The organism is Vibrio splendidus, from assembly GCF_002873455.1.
Taxonomy (GTDB): Bacteria; Pseudomonadota; Gammaproteobacteria; order Enterobacterales; family Vibrionaceae; genus Vibrio; species Vibrio splendidus_J.
In genome coordinates this window covers 218,377-240,886 of record NZ_MCUN01000007.1, presented here as the reverse complement: position 1 = coordinate 240,886, position 22,510 = coordinate 218,377, and the positions used below count along the sequence as shown (strand labels likewise).

The following is a 22,510-nucleotide window of genomic DNA, read 5'->3' as shown; positions in this document are numbered from 1 at the left end:
GCGTTCACAAGTTTTTAGTGCTTAGTTTGAGAAGGCAGTTTTTTAAAACCAACGCAATGAATAGAACGACAAATAAAAAAGCCACGTAAAGGTGACTCTACGTGGCTTTAATGAGGGCAACATTACGCTGCCCTGTCTGGTTGTAAGTTCAGAAAAACTGAACTCTTTGGGTTAGATAGAGCTCTGATCAAAATCGTTGCTTTGATCGGTTTCGATTTGAGAATCTGAATCGAAGCTTCCAGAATCGTCCGTGAAGTCAACACCTTGATCTTGACCACCTGAACTTGTCCAGTCGCTGCCACCAGATTCCATACCAGCCATGTCTGGTTGCTGCTCTTGAGTAGAACCTTGCATGGTGTATTGATCATCGACCTCAACTTCAACAGAACCGCTAGCACCGTCTATTGAACTACCCAATTCGTCGTAACCTTGGAATTGGATCTCGCTAGTACCTTCGTAACCTTCTGGAAGTTCAACGGATACAGGCTGCTCTAAGTTGCCACTGATTGTGAAGCTACCATCACCGTTATCCAGTGCGTTGCTCACAGTAGCGCCCTCAGGTAAGCCAGACATATCAGCGTAATCAACCGATTCATTACCACTCACCTCATCTGGAATCGAAATAGAGATGGTATCGCCCGGTGCCGCCGTTACATCTGCCGCATTGTCTTCAGTGTCAGCTTCAGCATCTTGAGATTGGTCATCAGCTTGTTGAACCACTTCCACTTGTTGCTCTTCTGTTGTTTGAGCAACTTGAACTTGTGGTTCATCACTTTGCACTGAATCATCGGCTACTTGGATACTTAAGCTGTGGCTTGATACTTCACCGCCGTCGTTAACTTCAACATTCATCGCTAAATTGCCATCGAAGTCTTCGTTCGGCCAGTAAGTCCACTCACCTTCACCAGATTCAGCAAAGAAGCCAGCATCGTTCGCATCTGCAACATCAACGACTTGTGCAGAATCACTCACACCTAACTCATCCACCAGCTGTGACTCAGTGATAGTTAGTGAACCATCATCAGCTAAAGCATAACCTTCACTCGCCGCTGCTTCATCACCACCTTGGATATCGACATTGAAGAAGCTTTCGATACGATTTTCGCCATCCGTCGCTATAAACCCAACTTGAACATCGCCGGTGTAGTCTTCAGCAGGTGTGAATTGATAGTTACCTTGGTTATCGCTTTCTATCACGCCCTGGCCTTCCATCAAGCTTACTGACTCAATGCTCAAGCTATCGCCTTCTGCATCGCTCAGGTTCGCTAACATGTCTTGATCAGTGAACGACAAGGTTGCATCAGCTGCGATTTCCGTCGTTGTGATGCTGTTAACTTCTGGTGCTGCATTCTCTGGTGAGTCTCCTTCTTTCACGACCACGCCAGTTTGCTCATCATGAAGCACGCCATCTTTATCAATCACGTAAGCAATGTCTGCTTCACCAATGAAGCCTGGTGCTGGTGTGAACGTCCAAGTGCCATCGCCATTATCGACAATCTCACCTTGGCTGCGGTCTGCTAGATGAACCAGTTTCACTTCATCGTCGCTGTCAGCATCCACATTTTCAGCTAAACCGATTAGCTCGTCCGCCGTTAGGATGATGGAATCACCCGCTACGGTTTCGAAATCACCTGAATCGATGCCATCTTCAAATGCTTCTGGCTCATCTCCGTAATCAACCGTTGTAGCACTTACCGTTACGAAGAATTCACCATGGAAATCTTCTGGAGGCGTCATTTGAATGTTTGAGATATCCCAATCGAACAGGTCGATGTATTGACCCGGCTCGGTGATCATCACGGTATTCACACCATCTGTTACCTCGAATCCAACAGGGAAACCTGTCATCACCAAGTTACTTAGCGTTTCCGAATCATCAACTAGACCAACATTCAGCCCTAGGTGACCGGTTTCATCTTCACCGAAGACTAATGGACCGTCATGGTCAGTTGAAATAACCGCGCCATCAGCGACAGGACGTACGTATACAGGAACATCGAGAACCGTTTCAAACTCACCGTCACTTACGACAACTTGAAGGTCAGAAACGCCCGCAAAATCGCCTGTTGGTGTGAATGTCCAAGTACCATCACCGTTATCTGTTACTTCTCCGCCATCTTCACCGTCTGCGGTGATAATACGAGAAACAACAAGGTCAGCGGTATCAATGTCACCGAACAAGTTCATCAAGTCGCCAGCATCGAAGGTGAACGCGCCATCTTCGTCTGTGGTCATCATTGCGTTACCGACGTTAAATGGTGCGTCGTTAACCGGAATGACATCCACATTCAGCGAGCCATCAACCACTTCTTCACCATCAGTTGCCTGATAACCCAGTTCTACCAAGCCATTGAAGTCTTGCGTAGTCACTAAGTGATACATGCCATCTGGTTGCTGAGTTAAGGTCGCATTCGCTGGAGCACGAACCGTGATGCTTTCGATGCTGATCTCGTCGCCATCAAGGTCTGTGACTTGATCCGCGATGTAGGCTGGGTCAATCACCATGACCACATCTTCTTCACTTTGCATCTCAATCATTGGTGCTTCAGGTGCATCATTCACTGGCGTAACATCGATGTTACCGTCGACTGAAATTGTCTCTTGGCCATCACTAACGTTAAACGTCATTGGCACATCGCCATTGAAATTTTCGTTTGGCGTAAATGACCAAGTACCATCTTCGTTGTCTAGCAACTCACCCAAGCTAGGATCGATTTGTAGACCAGAAGCTGACAGCTCGTCTGCGGTGTTATCGATGTCGGTAGCTTGAGCTAACAACATGTCTTGTGTGATAAGAATGGTGCTGTCTTCGGCTGTGGTTAGTTCCACTTCCTCAGATACTGGTCCATCGTTCACAGCCAGAACTTCGATACCTGCCGTCGTTGTTACAGTTGCACCGTCATCATCGGTCACAACCACATCTAGGCTGATATCACCATTAAAGTTCTCGTTTGGCGTGAAAGTCACAGATCCATTGTCGTTTTGAACCAAGGTGCCGTTGGAGCCTGAGTAAGTCGCGCTTTCAAGCGACACTTCACCATCAACGTCCGAGCTATTAGCAATTAATTGCTCTGGGCTGATTGTGATGGTGCCATCTTCGTTCATTTGGTAAGACGTTGAACCCGCAACTGGCGCATCGTTAACATCCGTTACCGTCACATCAATATTGGCATCGACTTTCTCAGTACCATCAGTCACTGTGAAGCCAAGGTTTACATCGCCATTGAAGTTCTCGTTCGGAGCGAAGCTGTATGTACCATCTCCGTTGTCAGTGAATACACCCTCTGCACCTGTGTAAGACACATCAGCGATAGAAAGATCATCACCATCAATGTCCGCAGCACCGGCTAACAGGTCAGCATCAGTAAAGGTTAACGTGCCATCTTCCTCAACCGTAAAGCTTTGATCAGCGGCCGTTGGTAGGTCATTCACCGGATTAACCGTTAGGTCGACTCCCGCTTGAACGGTTTCGATACCGTCTGAAACATCGAAACTTAGGTCTATGTCGCCGTTGAAGTCAGCATCCGGAGTGATAGTAAATGAACCATCATCGTTCGCTGTTACGGTCGCATTATCACCTGCACTTAAGTTAGTGGCAGTTAGGTCATCACCATCAACATCAGATGCGTTAGCCAACAACTGCTCTTGAGATAGCGTGATTGAACCATCTTCATCAACCGAATAAGCCACGTTTCCGGCAACTGGTGCGTCGTTGACGGCAATCACTTCAATACCAGCCGTTGTTTCAGCCGTTGCGCCATCGTCATCAATAACCGTCACATCAAGGCTGATGTCGCCATTAAAGTTTTCATTTGGTGCGAACGTTACTGAACCATCTTCATTTTGAACCAAGATACCGTCTGGGCCTGAGTAGCTCACGCTATCAAGCGACACTTGACCATCGACGTCCGAGCTATTCGCAATTAACTGCTCTGGGCTCAATGTGATGGTGCCATCTTCATTCATTTGGTAAGACGTAGCGCCCGCTACTGGAGCATCATTAATGTCCGTAACTGTTACATCAATATTGGCATCAACTTTATCAGTACCATCAGACACTGTGAAACCAAGGTTTACATCGCCATTGAAGTTCTCGTTCGGAGCAAAGCTGTATGTACCATCTCCGTTGTCAGTGAATACACCTTCTGAACCTGTGTAAGAGACGTCAGCGATAGAAAGATCATCACCATCAATGTCCGTAGCGCCAGCGAGAAGATCCGCATCAGTAAAGGTTAACGTGCCATCTTCTTCAACGGTAAAGCTTTGGTCAACAACCGTTGGTAAGTCGTTCACAGGATTAACGGTTAGATCTACGCCAGCTTGGACTGTCTCGATGCCGTCTGAAACATCGAAGCTTAGGTCTATGTCGCCGTTGAAGTCAGCATCTGGAGTGATAGTAAATGAACCATCATCGTTTGCCGTTACCGTAGCGTTATCACCCGCCGTTAGGTTTGCTGCCGTTAAGTTGTCACCATCAACATCGGATGCGTTGGCCAGCAACTGTTCTTGAGATAGCGTAATTGAACCATCTTCATCAACCGAATAAGCCACGTTTCCGGCCACTGGCGCATCATTGACCGTAATCACTTCAATACCAGCCGTGGTTTGAGCGGTTGCACCTTCTTCATCTTCAACGATGACATCTAAGCTGACATTGCCGTTGAAGTTTTCATTTGGTGCGAAACTGTACGTACCATCTCCATTGTTTGTGAAGATGCCTTCTGTGCCAGAGTAAGAAACGTCGCTTACCGATACATCGCCTTCAAGATCCGAACTATTCGCTAGAAGTTGTGCATCGGATAACGTAATTACGTCATCTTCATCAACACTATAAGCCGTTGAACCGGCTACCGGTAAGTCATTGACTGCTATTACATCAATGCCAGCTGTGGTTTCAGCCGTTGCGCCGTCTTCATCCATAACGGATACATCAAGACTGATATCTCCGTTAAAGTTTTCATTTGGAGCAAAGGTATATGTGCCATCGCCATTATCCGTAAACACACCATCCGTGCCGCTGTAAGTCACGTCGCTAACAAAGACTTCGCCTTCAACGTCAGAACTATTAGCCAATAGCTGCGCATCACTCAGGGTAATACTGCCATCTTCAGCAACAGTGTAAGAGGTGGTTCCCGCTACCGGAACGTCATTGATTGGTACGACTTGGACATCGATGTTTGCCGAAACAACATCGGTGCCATCGCTGACGTCGTAAGTTAGGTCGACATTACCATTAAAGTTCTCGTTTGGAGCAAAGGTGTAAGTACCATCGCCGTTATCCGTGAACACGCCGTCGGTACCTTCGTAATTAACCGATTCGACTGAAAGGTCATCACCATCAATATCCGTTGCACCAGCCAATAGTTGTTCATCGGTAAAGGTCAACGAACCATCTTCGTTTACGGTGTAGTTATGGTCGTAGATAACTGAAAGATCATTAACTGCCGTAACAGTAACGTCGAGTTCAGCAGGTGTTACTCCACCGTTACCATCGTCCACGCTGTAGCTAATGGAGAATTCACCGTTAAAGTTCTCTTCCGGTGTGATGGTATAAGTACCGTCACCATTGTCAGTAATAAGAGCGTTCTCAATTGAGACATCTCCAATACTTGGTTCGTTACCGCCCGTTTCCCCTGCTAATTCACCTGTCTGATCCGTTGAATCGCCAGTTTCATCAGTGGTGTCATCATCTTCACCGCCCGTAAGCAATTCAGAGATATCAATACCATTTTCATTCGCAAGCGCTTCTTCTGCCGTTGGCAAATCAAACGCATTCTGAGTGCCTACATCTTGGCTTGGAACAATAACGCCGTTAACGATATCGAATACATGCCAGTGGTCACCTGATGGGTTTTCAGATAAATCTGGGCTAAAGGTTTCAACCAATGTATCACCCACAAACACCTGAACTTGCACATCTTCAACGCCATCTACATCCCAACTTCTGCTAGTGTAATTGTGCACTGAGTAGTGCATGTCAGCATCTTGATAATTTGGAATAGTGATGGTTTCAGGGCCACCACCATTTGTGTCATCAACGTCTTGCTGAACAACATTGCCTCCGCCTAGGTCATGATTCATATCGCGGTAGTAGATATGATCCAACTCATTGCCAGACTCTGTATCGTAGAGCCATAGATGGTTATCCATGTCACGAGGGCTTTCACCCCATGTCACAACGATCCGCATATCTGTTTCTTCTAACACTTCAGATATGGCGGTGACACCACCATTAGTCTCTTCACCAGCAGGAACAATGAAGCTGTTGGTGATAGAGCCGTCTTGCTCAATGGTGATCGTACCTTGGTCTACAACAGGGCCGCTTACAGAGTAATTACCTGATTGATCAGTCTCGGTTTCGTAAGAATGGCCAACATTATCTGTCAACGTAACATCCGCACCTGCCACTGGACTCCCCGTTTCAGCATCCAACACCGTACCGGTTACCGTCGTATCATCCCCTTGTTCTCCAATGATTGCGGTCATGTCATCGTCTTCGATGTCCGTTGCGAATTGAAGTAACTCTTCTTGGGTAATCGTGTACGAACCATCTTCTTCAATGGTTATCGCAACATCCGCAGAAACAATTGGCGCATCGTTGACAGGATCCACCGTCAAGCCTAAGTTAGCGGCAATTGGTGTGTCGCCATCGCTGATGCTGTAGGCCACATCGATGTAGCCATTGAAGTTTTCGCTTGGAGTGATTGAGAACGTACCGTCGCCATTATCGACAATCGTTGCATCGTCACCCACTAAGGTTAAGTCGGAAGCGACAAGGTCATCGCCCTCAATATCAGCGGCATTCGCAAGTAGCTGCTCCTGCGTGATCGTGATGATGTTGTCTTCATCAACGTTCGCATAAACATCGTCGCTGGTTGGTAGGTCATTGATTGGGTTAACCGTTAGATCGGCGTTCGCCACAATCGATTCTGTACCATCAGAGATGTCAAAGCTTAGGTCGATATTACCGTTGAAGTCAGCATCTGGCGTTACAGTAAAGGTGCCATCGCCATTATCAACAACGGTTGCATTATCTCCCGCGCTTAAGTTGCTGGCGGTTAGATCATCACCATCAACATCGGAAGCTTGAGATAGCAACTGCTCTTGAGTAAGAACAATAGAACCATCTTCGTCAATGCTGTATGACAAATCACCCGATACCGGTGGATCGTTGATCGGAAGGACATCAATGCTTGCTGTCGTGGCCGTAGTTGCACCATCTTCATCGGTCACAACCACATCGAGGCTCACATCACCGTCGAAGTTTTCGTTCGGTGCGAAGCTGAATGTTCCGTTGCCATTGTCTGTAAAGATACCGTCAGCGCCCGTGTAGCTGACGCTATCAATCGCCACTTCGCCTTCAATATCAGAAGCGTTGGCCAAAAGTTGCTCTGAACTGATGGTGATGACTTCATCTTCGTTAACGGAGTAGCTGGTTGAGCCAGCAATCGGTGGATCGTTCACCTCAAGTACGGTGATTCCCGCGGTGGTCGCTTCAGTTGCACCGTCTTCATCGGTCACAACAACATCTAGGCTCACTTCACCGTTGAAGTTTTCGTTTGGTAAGAAGGTGTAAGTACCATCGCCGTTGTCTTCAAAGACACCGTCAGCGCCCGAGTAAGTCACGTTATCAATAGCCACTTCCCCTTCAATGTCTGAAGAGTTGGCCAATAACTGTTCGTTGCTAATGGTAATCGAGTTGTCTTCATGAACCGTGTAAGACGTACTGCCTGCGACTGGAGGATCGTTCTCTGGCGTCACGCTCACTTCAATGTTGGCTTGAACCGTATCTGTGCCATCCGACACATCAAAACTGAAGTTCACATCACCATTGAAGTTTTCGTTTGGCGCAAAGCCGTAGCTTCCGTCACCATTGTCGGTAAGCACACCATCAGCACCCGTGTATGTCACACTTTCGACTGTTAAGTCATCACCTTCGACATCCGTTGCACCTGTTAACAGGTCAGCATCAGTGAAGTTAAGAACCCCATCTTCACCAATAGTGAATGCTTGGTCTTGTGGCTCTGGCGCGTCATTGACTGGTGTTACCGTCAAATCTAAGCCTGCTGCCACCATGTCTTCCCCATCGGTGACATCGTAACTAAATTCGATATTACCGTTGAAGTTTTCACTCGGTGTTATGGTGAAACTGCCATCGTCGTTCATTTGAACGGTCGCATTTTCATCATTGGTGGTTAGGTTGATTGCTGATAGGTCATCACCATCAATATCGACAGCGTGCTCTAGCAACTGTTCTTGAGTTAGCGTGATGCTGTTGTCTTCGGCCGTAACGGCACTGATATCCCCATCAACTTCTGGAGCATCATTCGCTGGCGAGATATGAATCGTCACATCTTGTGTTGCCGTCGCGGTAGTGCCTGTATCAACATCCGTCGATGTCGCGTTAACGGTTAGTACCACATCACCATTGAAGTCCCCTGAAGGGATAAACTCTAGCCCTGCAAGTTCTTCAGGTTGTAGTGACCATGTACCATCACCGTTATCAGTACCTGCGGAAAGCGAACTTCCTTCCGGCACATCTTCGATCAAGATAGCGAGGTTTTCTGAGCCATCGGTATCGGTTAACGCCGCATCAATATCCAGTGGTACTGGCGTATCTTCGGTACCAATGATTTGGTATTCCGCGTCAGACACTGTGATTTCAATGTTGTCGATGCCAAACGACTCGTCACTGATCGCTTGATTCAAGGTTGAACCGAAGCCTAACTCAAGTTGGCCATCTTCGACTGGTACCGTTAGGTTGATTTGGTGTGCCTGTTCGTTCCAACCACTGAAACCTTCACCTTGTGATACACCGTGAACGACTTCACCCACTTCATTGCCAGCTGAATCGTACAACGTTGTCGTGCCATCTTGAGTTTGGAACGCTGAGCTATCTAACGAAGTAAGCTCTTCGCCGCCAACAAAGATTTGGAACGACTCACCGTCCCAAGAGTCAATCTCGTAGAAGCTAAACGAAATATTAACTTCGCTCACATCACTTGGAATGTCGTAGGTTTTGCTGACCGCTTCTTCGCCACCAGTGCCACCTATACGCCCCAACATGTCACCTGAATCAAAGCCTTGCGAGCTTTCAGTACTTGCATTCCAGCCGTTTGAGCCAGACTCGAAGTTGTCTGAAGCAATCACTAGGTCAGATGCAATCGACAGTTCAGGCATATCGACCACAGATTGAACGTCAATCGTTGCTTCTGCTGGTACGGTTGCCGTGCCGTCATTCACATCGAACGTCACATTCACATTGCCATCGAAGTTTTCATTCGGAGCAAATGTGTAAGTGCCGTCGCCATTATCAACCAATGAACCGCTGTCAGAAGCGACATTTTCGACAGTCAAATTATCGCCATCAATATCGCCTGCATTTTGCAGCAGTTGCTCTTCGGTGAACGTAAAGCTGGTGTCTTCTTGAATCACAAATTGTGGCTCACCGACAGTTGGCAAGTCATTGACTGGATTCACGGTAAGATCAGCCGTTGCTTGAAGCGTCGCATCACCATCGGTAATGTCGAAGTTCAAATCAATGTCACCATTGAAGTTCGCATCCGGTGTAATGGTAAAGCTACCATCATCGTTTACAGTGACGGTCGCATCACCACCAACGGTTAGGTTAGCCGCTGTTAGGTTATCGCCGTCAACATCACTTGCTTGAGCCAATAATTGCTCTTGGCTTAGGCTAATCGAACCATCTTCATCCACGCTGTACGCCAAGTCACCCGATACCGGAGCATCGTTAACAGGCAGAACATCAATGCTTGCGTTGGTCGCTACGGTTGCGCCATCTTCATCAGTGACAACCACATCAAGGCTGACGTCACCATCGAAGTTCGCGTTTGGTGCGAAGCTAAATGTGCCGTCACCATTATCGGTAAAGATACCGTCTGAGCCTGTGTAGTTAACGCTATCAATCGCCACTTCACCTTCGATATCAGAAGCGTTTGCCAACAGTTGCTCTGAACTGATGGTGATGACTTCATCTTCGTTAACGGAGTAACTGGTTGAGCCTGCGATTGGTGGATCGTTCACCTCAAGTACGGTGATTCCCGCGGTGGTCGCTTCAGTTGCCCCTTCTTCATCGGTAACGACAACTGTTAAGCTCACCTCGCCATTAAAGTTCTCGTTTGGTGAGAAAGTGTATGTACCGTCACCATTGTCTTCGAATACACCATCACTGCCTGTGTAAGTCACGCTATCAATCGCCACTTCCCCTTCAATGTCTGAAGAGTTGGCTAACAGCTGTTCGTTACTAATGGTAATCGAGTTGTCTTCATGAACCGTGTAAGACGTGCTACCCGCAACTGGCGGATCATTTTCTGGCGTCACGCTGACATCAATGTTGGCTTGAACCGTATCTGTGCCATCTGACACATCAAAGTTGAAGTTCACATCGCCATTGAAGTTCTCGTTTGGTGCAAAGCTGTAGCTTCCGTCGCCATTATCAGTAAGAATACCGTCGGCACCTGTGTAGGTAACGCCTTCAACCGACAGGTCATCCCCATCAATGTCGGTCGCACCTGTCAGCAAATCTTCATCAGTGAAGTTCAATACACCATCTTCACCAATGCTAAACGTTTGACCTTGTGGTTGTGGAAGATCATTAACTGGATTAACCGTTAGGTCAGCCGTCGCAACCAGCGTATCTGTACCGTCGCTAATGTCGAACGTTAGGTCAATGTCACCATTGAAGTTTGCATCTGGCGTAATGGTAAAGCTACCATCATCGTTAGCAACAACTGTCGCGTCTCCATCAACCATTAAGTTAGAAGCAGTAAGGTCGTCTCCGTCTACATCGCTAGCTTGAGAAAGAAGTTGCTCTTGGCTCAAGGTAATTGAACCGTCTTCTTCTACGCTGTATGCCAAATCTCCTGATACTGGAACATCATTGATTGGTAAGACATCAACCGTAACATGAGTATCAACTTGAGCGCCGTCTTCATCTTGAATGGTCACATCCAACTGCACTTGGCCGTTGAAGTTTTCATTCGGTGCAAAGCTACATGTGCCGTCACCATTGATTGAGAAGATTCCGTCTGGGCCGTCGTAGTTGATCTCAACAAGTTGTACGTCACCTTCAATATCAGAGGCGTTCAGCAGAACTTGAGACTCATTAAAGGTCAGTACAGAATCTTCATCGATAGTGTATGACGTTGGGCCAGCAACAGGCGGATCATTGACTTCTAGGACCGTAATGCCCGCAGTGGTCGATACGACTGCATCATCTTCATCCACAACAACCACATCGAGGCTAACTTCGCCATTGAAGTTCTCGTTTGGAGAGAAGGTGTATGTGCCTTCGCCGTTGATTTCCAGAACACCGTCACTACCACTATAAGTCACGCTATCAATCGCTACTTCCCCTTCGATATCCGAAGAGTTCGCCAACAACTGTTCGTTACTGATCGTAATAGAGTTGTCTTCGTGAACGGTGTAAGACGTGCTACCCGCAACAGGTGGATCATTCTCTGGTGTCACGCTGACATCAATGTTAGCGGTTACCGTATCGGTACCATCTGATACATTGAACGAGAAGTTCACATCGCCATTGAAATTTTCGTTTGGCGCAAAGCTGTATGTGCCATCACCATTATCGGTTAGGACACCGTCTGTACCTGTGTAAATCACACCTTCAACACTTAAGTCGTCGCCTTCAATGTCCGTTGCACCTGTTAACAGGTCTTGGTCATTGAACGTTAACACGCCATCTTCGCCGACGGTGAATGCCTGATCTTGTGCTTCTGGACCATCATTCACTGGTGAAACGGTTAACTCAAGATTGGTAGAGACAACATCATCACCATCAGACACATCAAACGTAAAGCTAACATCGCCATTGAAATCAGCATCTGGCGTTAATGTGTAAGTACCATCACCGTTATCTGTGATAGTCACGCTGTCATCGTCGGTCGCTAAGTTCAGAGCCGTCAGTTGATCGCCATCTAAATCGCGAGCATTGGCCAACAAGTCATCTTGAGTGATGATGATAGAACCATCTTCTTCCACTGTTGCTGCAACAGGAAGTGCTTCAGGTGCATGCTCAATGTGAGCGCCTGTCGCATTAATGTAGATAGTTTGAGAGACCGTTTCAGAATCATCATTCGATAACTCTGTTGCGGTAGCGGTTACATGAACTTCAAGCTGTTCGTTGAAGTCTTCAGGTAGCTGAATTTGTAGTGCATTTTCGATAGCCGTTGTTGGTAAGTTCACCGTACCATCAGGACCAACCGTCACTTCACCACTGTAGATTTGGCTGTTCACTTCACCGACATCGATTGTGAAGTTGAAGTCTGAATAGTCAGCATCACCGCCGCCATACAAATCTTCAAAGCCGTAAACCAATTCACCATCTTCGTTAACGGTCGTGCGAGTATGTTCGATACCATCTTGGTTCAGCTGAGAACTTGAACCACCATGGAAGATCGCGTCACCATTCTGGCCTTGAATTACGGTCTCAGAGCCATCTGCCGAAACAAAGACAAGTTGAGGATCAACCGTATCCATATTCGCAGGCGAACCATCCGCAGCACGGAACTCATACTGACCTTCCTGCATCGCGTCAAAGTCATTGTGCTGATGTCCGTTTGGAATCAAGAACAGGTTGAAACTTTCACCTTCTTCAACTTGGAAACTGAACTGATCTTGCCCTGGAACAAGGTTACCACCGCCACCCACTTGTGATGCGTTTTCGTAAACGACTTCAACACCTGTGATGTTGCCGTCTTCGTCTACTTTGTAGTAACCCGCTGTGTTTTGATAGCCTGCAGTTTCACCCTCAAACGTCACCGTAATTTCAGTGTCGTTGTAACTGGTGATACCGTTATCTTGGTCATTCAGAACACCTTCGTTATCGTATTGAATAACCGAACCTTCTGGCACACCATCTACGGTTACGGTGAGCGTTTCAGACAAGTCTTGGTCGACAAGCGCCGCTGCAATGTTCAGTTCAACAATGCCACCTGGCTCAACCAAAATCGCTTGGTCATCAACGTTAACGCCGTCGCCATCAGTAATAACAAGATCTGGCGCATCCGCTACCGCTTCAATGTGAACATTGAGATCTTGTACTACTTCAGTCGTACCGTCGGTAACTGTAAAACTGAACTGTAGATCACCGCTAAAGTGCTCTTCAGGAACAAAACTAAACGTGCCATCACCGTTATCGGTTACTGTGCCTTCATCACCAGAGTAATTGATACTGGTAACGCTTAGGTCGTCTCCATCGATATCAACCGCACCACTCAATAGATCTTCTTGAGTGAACAGGATGCTGCCATCCTCTTCGATGTGGTACATGCCAGGGGCAACCATTGGAATGTCATTCACCGGATTCACGGTCAATGTCATGTCATTGGCGGTACTTAGCTCACCATCACTCACTTCATAAGTGAATGCGATATCACCGTTGAAGTTTTCCGAAGGTGTCACCGTGTAAGTGCCATCGCCATTGTCTACGATACTTGCATTTGGATCGTTGGTTTCTAGCGCGCTCGCAAACAGCTCATCACCATCTTGGTCACTCGCGTTCTCCAACAACATCGCTTGTGTAACGAGAATTGAACCGTCTTCGTCGACATCCGCAACCATTGGCGTTGCTTCTGGCGAATCATTAACGAACTCAACTTTTAGGTCGATGTTTGCCGCCACCACATCGGTGCCGTCACTCACATCAAACGTTAAATCAACATTGCCGAAGAAGCCCTGTTCTGGCGTTAATGTGTAGGTGCCATCGCCGTTATCTGTCACGTCTACCGTATCGCTAGCACTTGTCACGTTCAGTACAGAAAGATCATCACCTTCTACGTCTGTCGCTTGTGCCAATAGTTCTGCTTCGGTAATGGTAATTGCTTGACCATCTTCCGTACTGAATGACATGTCAGGCACATCTGGAGCATCGTTGATTGGATTTACGGTTAGATTAAGATCCGCTGCCACTGTCTCAATTGCGTCAGTGACATCGTAGGTAAACTCAATCTCACCAAAGAAGTCTGCACTTGGTGTGATTGTGAAGCTACCATCTGAGTTTTCTACAACAACCGCATTTGGATCATTCGTCGCAAAGTTAACCGCTTCAAGGTTATCACCATCGACATCCGTTGCATTCGCCAACAAGTCCTCTTGCGTAATAGTGATTGAACCATCTTCATCAACCGCCGCTTCAATTGGACCGCTCACTTCAGGGCCTTCGTTGACAATCTCAACGTCGACTCTTGCAGTGCTTGGTGCGCTTGCTTGACCATCACTGATATCAAAGGTCAGATTCACTTCACCGTAGAAATCTTCTGCAGGTTCGAATGTGAAGGTGTTATCACCATTATCCGTTAACGTACCTTGCGTTGGGTCTGCAAGTAATAGGTTTTCGACATGAAGAATGTCGCCATCAACATCGGTCGCGCCAGACAATAGGTCTTTCGCTTCGATGATCATAGAGCCGTTTTCAAGCATTTGGGTGTGCAATGGTTCGCCCGGAACCGGAACATCATTGACAGGTACAACCGTTAGGTCTAAGTGCGTTGCAACTTCATCAGAACCATCAAACACCTTGTAGTCGATGTCAATTTCACCATTGAAGTTCTCATTAGGCATAAAGGTAAATGTGCCATCACCGTTGTCGACTAAGTCACCGTCATCACCACCGTAAGTGATGTCAGAAATAGACAATGCATCGCCTTCTACATCTGTGGTGTTCGCCAACAAGTCATCAGCACTGAACGTGATACCTTGGTCTTCATCTGTCGATAAAACCATTGGGCCAGAAACGATTGGCGCATCATTCACCGATTCAAAATTGATATTGATGATGTTGCTGTCTGTAAGCTCACCATCGGTAACTTGGTAACCCAGCTCAATTTCACCATGAAAGTTTTCATCCGGTGTTACCGTCCAAGTACCATCACCATTATCGGTGAGTGTTGCATGCTCAGAGTTTTCACCCACCAGCTCCAGATTTTGAATATCTAGATCATCACCATCGATGTCTGATGCTTGGGCTAGCAATTGTTCTTCAGTAATCACAACAGAAGCAAACTGTGCTGAACCTTCTGTATCGATAGTGATGTTAGGAAGATCGGCCGTCAGCTCAATTTCGTTGTCACCCGCACGGATGTTCAACTCAACCGTTTCGGTAATTTCTGAGCCGTCTACGCCAATCGATGTAAACACGGCTTCATCATGAAAAGTCTGTGACACTGTCATGTTTTGAACAACGTAAGTACCATTACCTTGCACGGTACCCAGTTCAAAGTAAGACACTGGTTGGTCAACCGTAAGTGTGTAATCAGTCTCGTAACCACCACGATCTTCTTTGTGGTAAGTCATCGAGTCAATTAGGTCGCCATCCTCATTGAATGCTTTAATTTCTACTTCCGTAAAGTGACGTGACTCTTCCATGAACCAGCCACCTAAACCATCTAGGTGGAAACTGATTTCATTGATGTCTTGGCCTTCAACTGAAATAGTCAGTTTTTCATCACCACTCAACCCTTGGCGATCGGTATCACCAAGGCCGTGACCTATGTGGGTGTTGCCATTCCAAGCACCAAGAGGATCATCGTTACTTTGAACTGTTACCGTTAAGTCGCCATCCGAGAACTCACGAGTGTATGGGTCGACTTCTGTACCCCAGTCGTCAACGCTCGCGTTATCGTCGAAGGTACCAATTTGCGTAGTATGTGTGCCTTCAGCAAGAGCCCCCTCACTTGGAACGAAGCGTACTTCTGTATCAGCCGGTACTTCTTGTCCTACTTCTAGCTCCACCCATTCATTATTAACATTCGCTTCAATGATGCCGTTTTCTGGCGCTTGGTCTAGACGCAATGCAGGTTCTTCACGAAGCGTCACGCCAACCGTTTGGTCTTCTTCCGCCTGAATGAAAATTTCTTCGCCCGCTTCTGGCGCATCGTTTACCGGGTTAACCGTCAAGTCGAGTGTGGTCAGTACTTCACTGTCACCATCACTGATGCTGTAAGTGAAGTCTAATTCACCATTGAAGTTTTCTGTGTGCGTGATGGTGAATGAACCATCGCCATTTTCAACAATTGTCGCGTCTGGGTCGTTGGTTTGTAAGTTAGATGCCGTTAACTCATCACCTTCAACATCGGTTGCGTTTGCAAGCAACTGCTCTTGAGTAATAGTGATGGAATTATCTTCATCTACCTCAGCCTGAATACCCGAAGTTTCAGGCCCATCATTCACAGCAATGACATCAATGCCCGCGGTAGTTGTTGCGGTTGCACCATCTTCATCAACGACAACGACGTCTAGTGAGATATCACCGTCGAAGTTTTCATTTGGTGTGAAGGTGTAGGTGCCATTACCGTTCTCAACAAACGAGCCGTCGTCACCAGCGTAAGTAACACTCGATAGAGCAACATCACCCTCTACATCTGAAGAGTTTGCTAATAACTGCTCATCACTGATCGTGATTTGACCATCTTCTTGTACCGTGTAGGCTGTTGAACCAGCGACAGGAGGATCGTTCTCCGGTGTTACACTCACATCGATAAGGGCAGTTGTTGAACCCGTACCATCAGAAACATCAAATGAGAATTGAACATCCCCATTAAAATTCTCGTTTGGTGCAAAGCTGTAAGTACCGTCACCATTATCACTCAGAACGCCGTCTGCACCTGTATAAAGAACATTTTCAATCGACAGTTCATCACCATCAATATCTGACGCTCCAGCAAGTAAGTCTGAATCCGTGAAGAGTAACGTGCCATCTTCTTCAATCGTGAACTGTTGATCTTGCGCTTGTGGCAAGTCATTAAGCGGGTTCACTGTGATATCGAGACCCACTTGAACCTCACCACCATCGTTATCGATGATATCGAAGCTCAAGTCTAAATTGCCGTTGTAATCAGCGTCTGGCGTAATGGTGTAGCTACCATCATCATTTTGTTGGATGGTCGCATTTTCATCGGTAGATAGATTGATAGCTTCCAAATTATCGCTATCGATATCACCCGCTCGAGCTAGCAACTGTTCTTGGCTTAACGTGATGGAGCTATCTTCATTGATGGTATAAGCCAAATCGCCCGATACTGGCGCATCATTGATTGGTAATACATCAACGTTAATGTGTGTTTCAACCGTCGCACCATCTTCATCTTGAATGGTTACTCCCAGTTGAACTTGACCATTGAAGTTTTCATTGGGTGCAAAGCTGCATGTACCGTCACCATTTACAGTGAAGATACCATCCGAGCCGTCGTAACTAATGCCAACGAGTTCGACATCGCCTTCTACATCAGAAGCATTGACTAGAATTTGAGATTCACTGAACGTCAGTACCGAATCTTCATCAATGGTGTATGACGTTGAACCCGCAACCGGTGGATCATTCACTTCTAGAACGGTAATGCCCGCAGTGGTTTCATCAATCGAACCATCTTCATCGGCAACAATAACGTCAAGGCTGATATCACCACTGAAGTTTTCATTAGGAAGGAAGGTATAACTGCCGTCACCATTGTCTTGGAAAACACCATCTGTGCCGCTGTAGGTCACGCTATCAATCGATACCGCGCCTTCAACGTCAGATGAATTTGCTAACAATTGCTCATCAGAAATGGTGATCGCATTGTCTTCGTTGACCATATACGAAGTAGATCCCGCAACTGGCGGATCGTTTTCAGGGGTCACACTCACATCAATGTTAGCGCTGACCGTTTCAGTGCCATCAGACACATCGAAACTGAAATTCACATCGCCATTGAAGTTTTCATTTGGTGCAAAGGTATAAGTACCATCACCGTGGTCTGTTAGTACGCCGTCACCGCCGGTGTAGCTAATGCCTTCAACGGTTAGGTTATCACCATCAATATCAGTTGCGCCGGTAAGTAGATCTGCATCGGTGAACTGTAGAGTTCCATCTTCTTGAATAGTGAATTGTTGATCTTGAGGAACCGGTAAATCATTTACTGGGTTAACAGTCAGATCGGCGGTTGCTTGAACCGTGTCAGTACCATCAGTGATGTTGAATTGAATATCAATGTCACCATTGAAGTTCGCATCTGGAACAATGGTGAAGCTACCGTCATCATTGGCGGTTACTGATGCGTTACCATCTACCGTTAAGTCACTCGCGGTTAGGTCTTCACCTTCAACATCAGACGCTTGAGACAACAATTGCTCTTGGCTCAATGTGATTGAACCATCTTCGTTAACGTTGTAAGCCAAATCACCCGATACTGGCGCATCATTGATTGGCAATACGTCGACATTGATGACAGTTTCAACTTCTGCACCGTCTTCATCACGAATGGTTACATCAAGCTGAACTTGGCCGTTAAAGTTCTCGTTTGGTGCAAAGCTACAAGTGCCATCGCCATTTACTGAGAAGATGCCATCTGGGCCATCGTAACTAATACCAACAAGCTCAACATCCCCTTCAACATCAGAAGCGTTGAGTAGCACTTGTGATTCACTGAATGTAAGTACTGAGTCTTCGTCAATAGTGTAAGACGTTGGACCAGCAACTGGCGGATCGTTCACTTCAAGAACAGTAATTCCAGCCGTTGTCGCATCAGTCGCGCCATCTTCATCGGCAACTACTACATCTAGAGCTATTTCACCATTGAAGTTCTCGTTTGGAGAGAAGGTGTAAGTGCCATTACCATTGATTTCAAGGACACCATCACTACCCGAGTAAGTCACGTTGTCTATCGATACATCACCTTCAATATCTGAAGAAGTTGCCAATAGTTGTGCATCAGAAATGGTAATCGAATTATCTTCATTGACCGTGTAAGAAGTTGAACCCGCAACTGGCGGATCGTTCTCAGGAGTCACGCTAACATCAATGTTTGCAGACACCGTATCGGTTCCGTCTGATACGTCGAAGCTAAAGTTTACATCACCATTGAAGTTTTCATTGGGGGCGAAGCTATATGACCCATCACCATGATCAGTCAATACACCGTCTGTACCTTCATAAGCGATACCTTCAACGGTTAGGTTGTCACCTTCAATGTCGGTTGCGCCTGTTAGCAGGTCTGCATCGGTAAACTGTAAAGTTCCGTCTTCTTCAATACTGAATTGTTGATCTTGAGGAATTGGTAGGTCATTAACTGGGTTAACCGTTAGATCTGCAGAAGCTTGAACCGTATTAGTGCCATCTGAGATATCAAAGCTGATATCGATGTCGCCATTAAAGTTTTCATCTGGCGTGATGGTAAAGCTGCCATCGTCGTTCTGAGTGACTGTTGCATCACCACCAACCGTTAAGTTGCTTGCTGTAAGGTCATCGCCTTCCACATCTGATGCTTGAGAAAGCAGTTGCTCTTGGCTTAAACGAATCGAACCATCTTCGTCGACTGAGTACGCCAAGTCGCCGGATACAGGCGCATCATCGACTGCAATAACGTTTACATCGATGTTTGCCGCTACCGTATCAGTACCGTCTGATACATCGAAGCTGAAGTTTACATCGCCGTTGAAGTTTTCGTTCGGAGCAAAGCTATACGTACCATTACCGTTATCAGTAAGAATACCGTCGCCACCATCGTAGGTCACGCTTTCAACAGTAAGGTTGTCACCTTCAATGTCCGTTGCACCTGTTAGCAGGTCTGCATCGGTGAAGATAAGCGTGCCGTCTTCTTCTATTTCAAACGTTTTGTCTTCTGGTACAGGTGCGTCATTAATAGGACGAACCGTTAAATCAATTGCGCTGCTTATGGTTTCTTGGCCGTCACTGATGTCGAAAGTAAGGTCAAGTTCGCCATTAAAGTCTGCAGAAGGAACAACAGTGAAAGTACCGTCACCATTATCTTGAACTGTTGCATCTGCACCAACTTGAACGTTTGAAGCAACAAGCTCATCCCCATCTACATCACTTGCGTATTCTAGTAATTGTTCTTGAGTGAATGTTATTGAGCCATCTTCATCCATGATGTAAGCCAGATCTTGTTCTACTTCTGGCGCATCATTTTCACTTTCTACTTGGATTTTGAACGTTTCGCTTACCGTTTCAGAATCAAAGTCATCTTCCACTTCGCTGATGGTCTCTTCGTCAGAAGCTTGAACATCAACTGCAAATGTCTCTTCTACTGTCTGTGAATCGAGATCATCATCGGCTTGTTGGTCATCCGATTCAGAAGATGTCGCACTTGGCGCTGCAGAGGTACGCGCTGCTTGGCCTTGTTCTTCATTACCCTCAGCGTCTGCTCCACCTGTCGCAGCCTCTGCGTTATCACCACCTACAGCTTGAGCGCCGGCCCCAGCCCCGCCGCTACTACTAGAAGCATTATCCGAGCCCGCTTCAGAAGATGCCCCACCAACCACATTGGATTGAGCTGCATCCGAACCGCTATCGCTTTCTGACGACTCTTCTTGCACTGCCGCACCAGATGCTGAGGCTTCTTCAGCATTACCAGCACCACTTGGATTATCTTCCAACGCTTGGTTGATTTCGTCCGCCGCGTCAGTATTTTCAGCCCCCGTCGCTACCGTCGACGCAATCGTATTCTGTTGATTTTGTTGATTCTGCTGTTGGGAGGGCGTACCCGCGTCGTTCGTGTCTGTCTGTTCTACCGCGTCATTGAGATCTTCATTTTGGTTGTTTTGGTTATTTTCGCCTGCCATTACAGCCTCCGTTGCTACTAGCTAACTGATCGTATTTAGAGGCATTAAAGGACACCATTTTAAAAAACCAAGTTTTTATACAACTTTTTTCATATTTTTCTTTTTTATGCATAGAGAAATAAAAAGAAGCAAAAAAAAATTGAAAACTGCCTTTAAACATCCTTAGTTATTGTGATTAAAGCAATTAAGGCAGTGGAATGATGATAGACATGACGAATTTGTTACGTTCAATCGACAACAACCACAAAGGGCTGCAATTGCTGTTAGGCGACTTTTATAAGGACTTTTCGGACGCATCGATGAACATAGAGACACTTAATAAAGGTCATCGTTTTGATGAACTCAACAGCTACTCGAAAAAATTGAAAACCATCTTAACTTTACTGTGCGACCAAGACTTGCCACCCAAAATGGCCAAGTTGGAACATTTGAGTAGACACGAATTCCCTGCGCCGGAAGAACTTTTGGAAGATGTAAAAATTGAACTACAAAACGTCAATCGACAAATCAATCACTTTTTGGACATTAAGGAAGTTGTAGATGACGAGTCATCGAGGTAAGTCATGAGCAATAACCAAATAGAGCATCACCTCAGAAAAGCGCTCGTTTCTAACAACGAAGCTTCCAAGGTCACAGCGGATGACACTATCGTGCTTGCAAGTGCTATGACTAGTGTTCATAAAACGCTGCTCATCATTTTCCTACTCGCTTTGGTGGCTATCGCCGTGGCGTCACAGGCACGCATCGACATAGTCGTTTCTGTGCGTGGCGAGCTTTTACTAGAGTCTGACGTTGAAAAAGTTCAACACCTAGAAGGCGGTATTTTAGAAGAGTTGTTAGTGAGAAAAGGTGAAGTTGTGTATGAAGGACAACCTATTGCTCGAATCCGTTCACTCGACCGCAACACCCAACTCGATACAGTGAACACCGAAATCATTCAGTTGGAACTCGACAAAATTCGTTATGAAAGCTTACGAGACATGGTCGAACCAAACTTTGCTTCTTACATCGAAAAGTACCCAGAACAAGTTCAGGTCAACATGAATACGTGGCAACAAGAGTTCTCGAAGAACCGTTCCAACGAAGAGCTCATCACCCACGATATCAAACACAAAAACTCTCTGATTGGCTCGATGCTAAAGCGTCGTAAAAGCTCAGAGAACCAACTCTCGCTCATTCGCAAACAACTCAACATTAAAAATACGCTTTATAAAGAAGAGATGGCGTCTTATGTCGACGTTCTCAATATGAAAGTACAAGAGTCCAATATGGTTCGTGAGATTGAAAACCTTGATGAGTCGGTCATGAATGAACGCTTTCAGCTCGACAAACTCGAAAAACAACATCGAGATTTGGTTGAGAACCGCAACTCCGAGTACCAAGCACAGATCATTCAGGCCAATAAGGACCTCAAACTGAAACGGATCATACAACCACAACATTCCGACAAGGTCGACCGCCTAATCGTCTACTCACCGGTGGATGGTGTGGTCGACAAACTACATTTCAACTTCCGCTCGGCGGTAATACCACCCGGTGAGAGTATCGCTGATATTGCACCGATTAATAACTCCCTACACGGAGAAGCAAAAATCCCACGTAAAGACATGGGTTTTGTTGAAATTGGCCAAGCAGTGAAAGTCAAAATGGACACTTACAACTTCGCAAAATATGGATTTGTTGAGGGGACCATCGCCTCAATCAGTCGTTCATCATATGAAGAAGAAGATGCTGAGTTCTATTTGGCAGAGATTGAGATTGATCGAAACTTTCTTGAGCGAGGAGGCACTCAATACAAATTATCACCTTATATGGAATTTACCGCCGACGTGAAAACAGGCTCGCGTCGCGTGATCGAATATGCAGCAAAACCTGTGATGTCAGCCATCGAAGATGCATTCGATGAGAGGTAATC

The 22,510-nt window shown here is 46.4% G+C and carries 3 protein-coding genes; 2 read left to right on the top strand and 1 reads right to left on the bottom strand.

Translation table 11 applies throughout. The annotated features are described in order from the left end of the window. Positions 1-171 precede the first annotated feature (171 nt). The gene (locus BCU75_RS05320; protein WP_102473149.1) at positions 172-20,595 is read right to left on the bottom strand and encodes a tandem-95 repeat protein; all 20,424 of its coding nucleotides are present in this window, start codon (positions 20,593-20,595) and stop codon (positions 172-174) included. Between the two features lie 197 nt (positions 20,596-20,792). On the opposite strand from BCU75_RS05320, the gene BCU75_RS05315 reads away from it, so the two are divergent. Both BCU75_RS05315 and BCU75_RS05310 read left to right on the top strand, forming a co-directional pair. Then, positions 20,793-21,155 carry a hypothetical protein gene (locus tag BCU75_RS05315; protein WP_102473148.1) on the top strand — a complete coding sequence of 121 codons (363 nt, stop codon included), beginning with the start codon at positions 20,793-20,795 and terminating at the stop codon, positions 21,153-21,155. 3 nt (positions 21,156-21,158) lie between these two features. Continuing rightward, entirely contained in the window at positions 21,159-22,508 is a 1,350-nt protein-coding gene (locus BCU75_RS05310; RefSeq protein WP_102473147.1) for an HlyD family type I secretion periplasmic adaptor subunit, read from the top strand. The last annotated feature ends 2 nt before the right edge of the window (positions 22,509-22,510 follow it).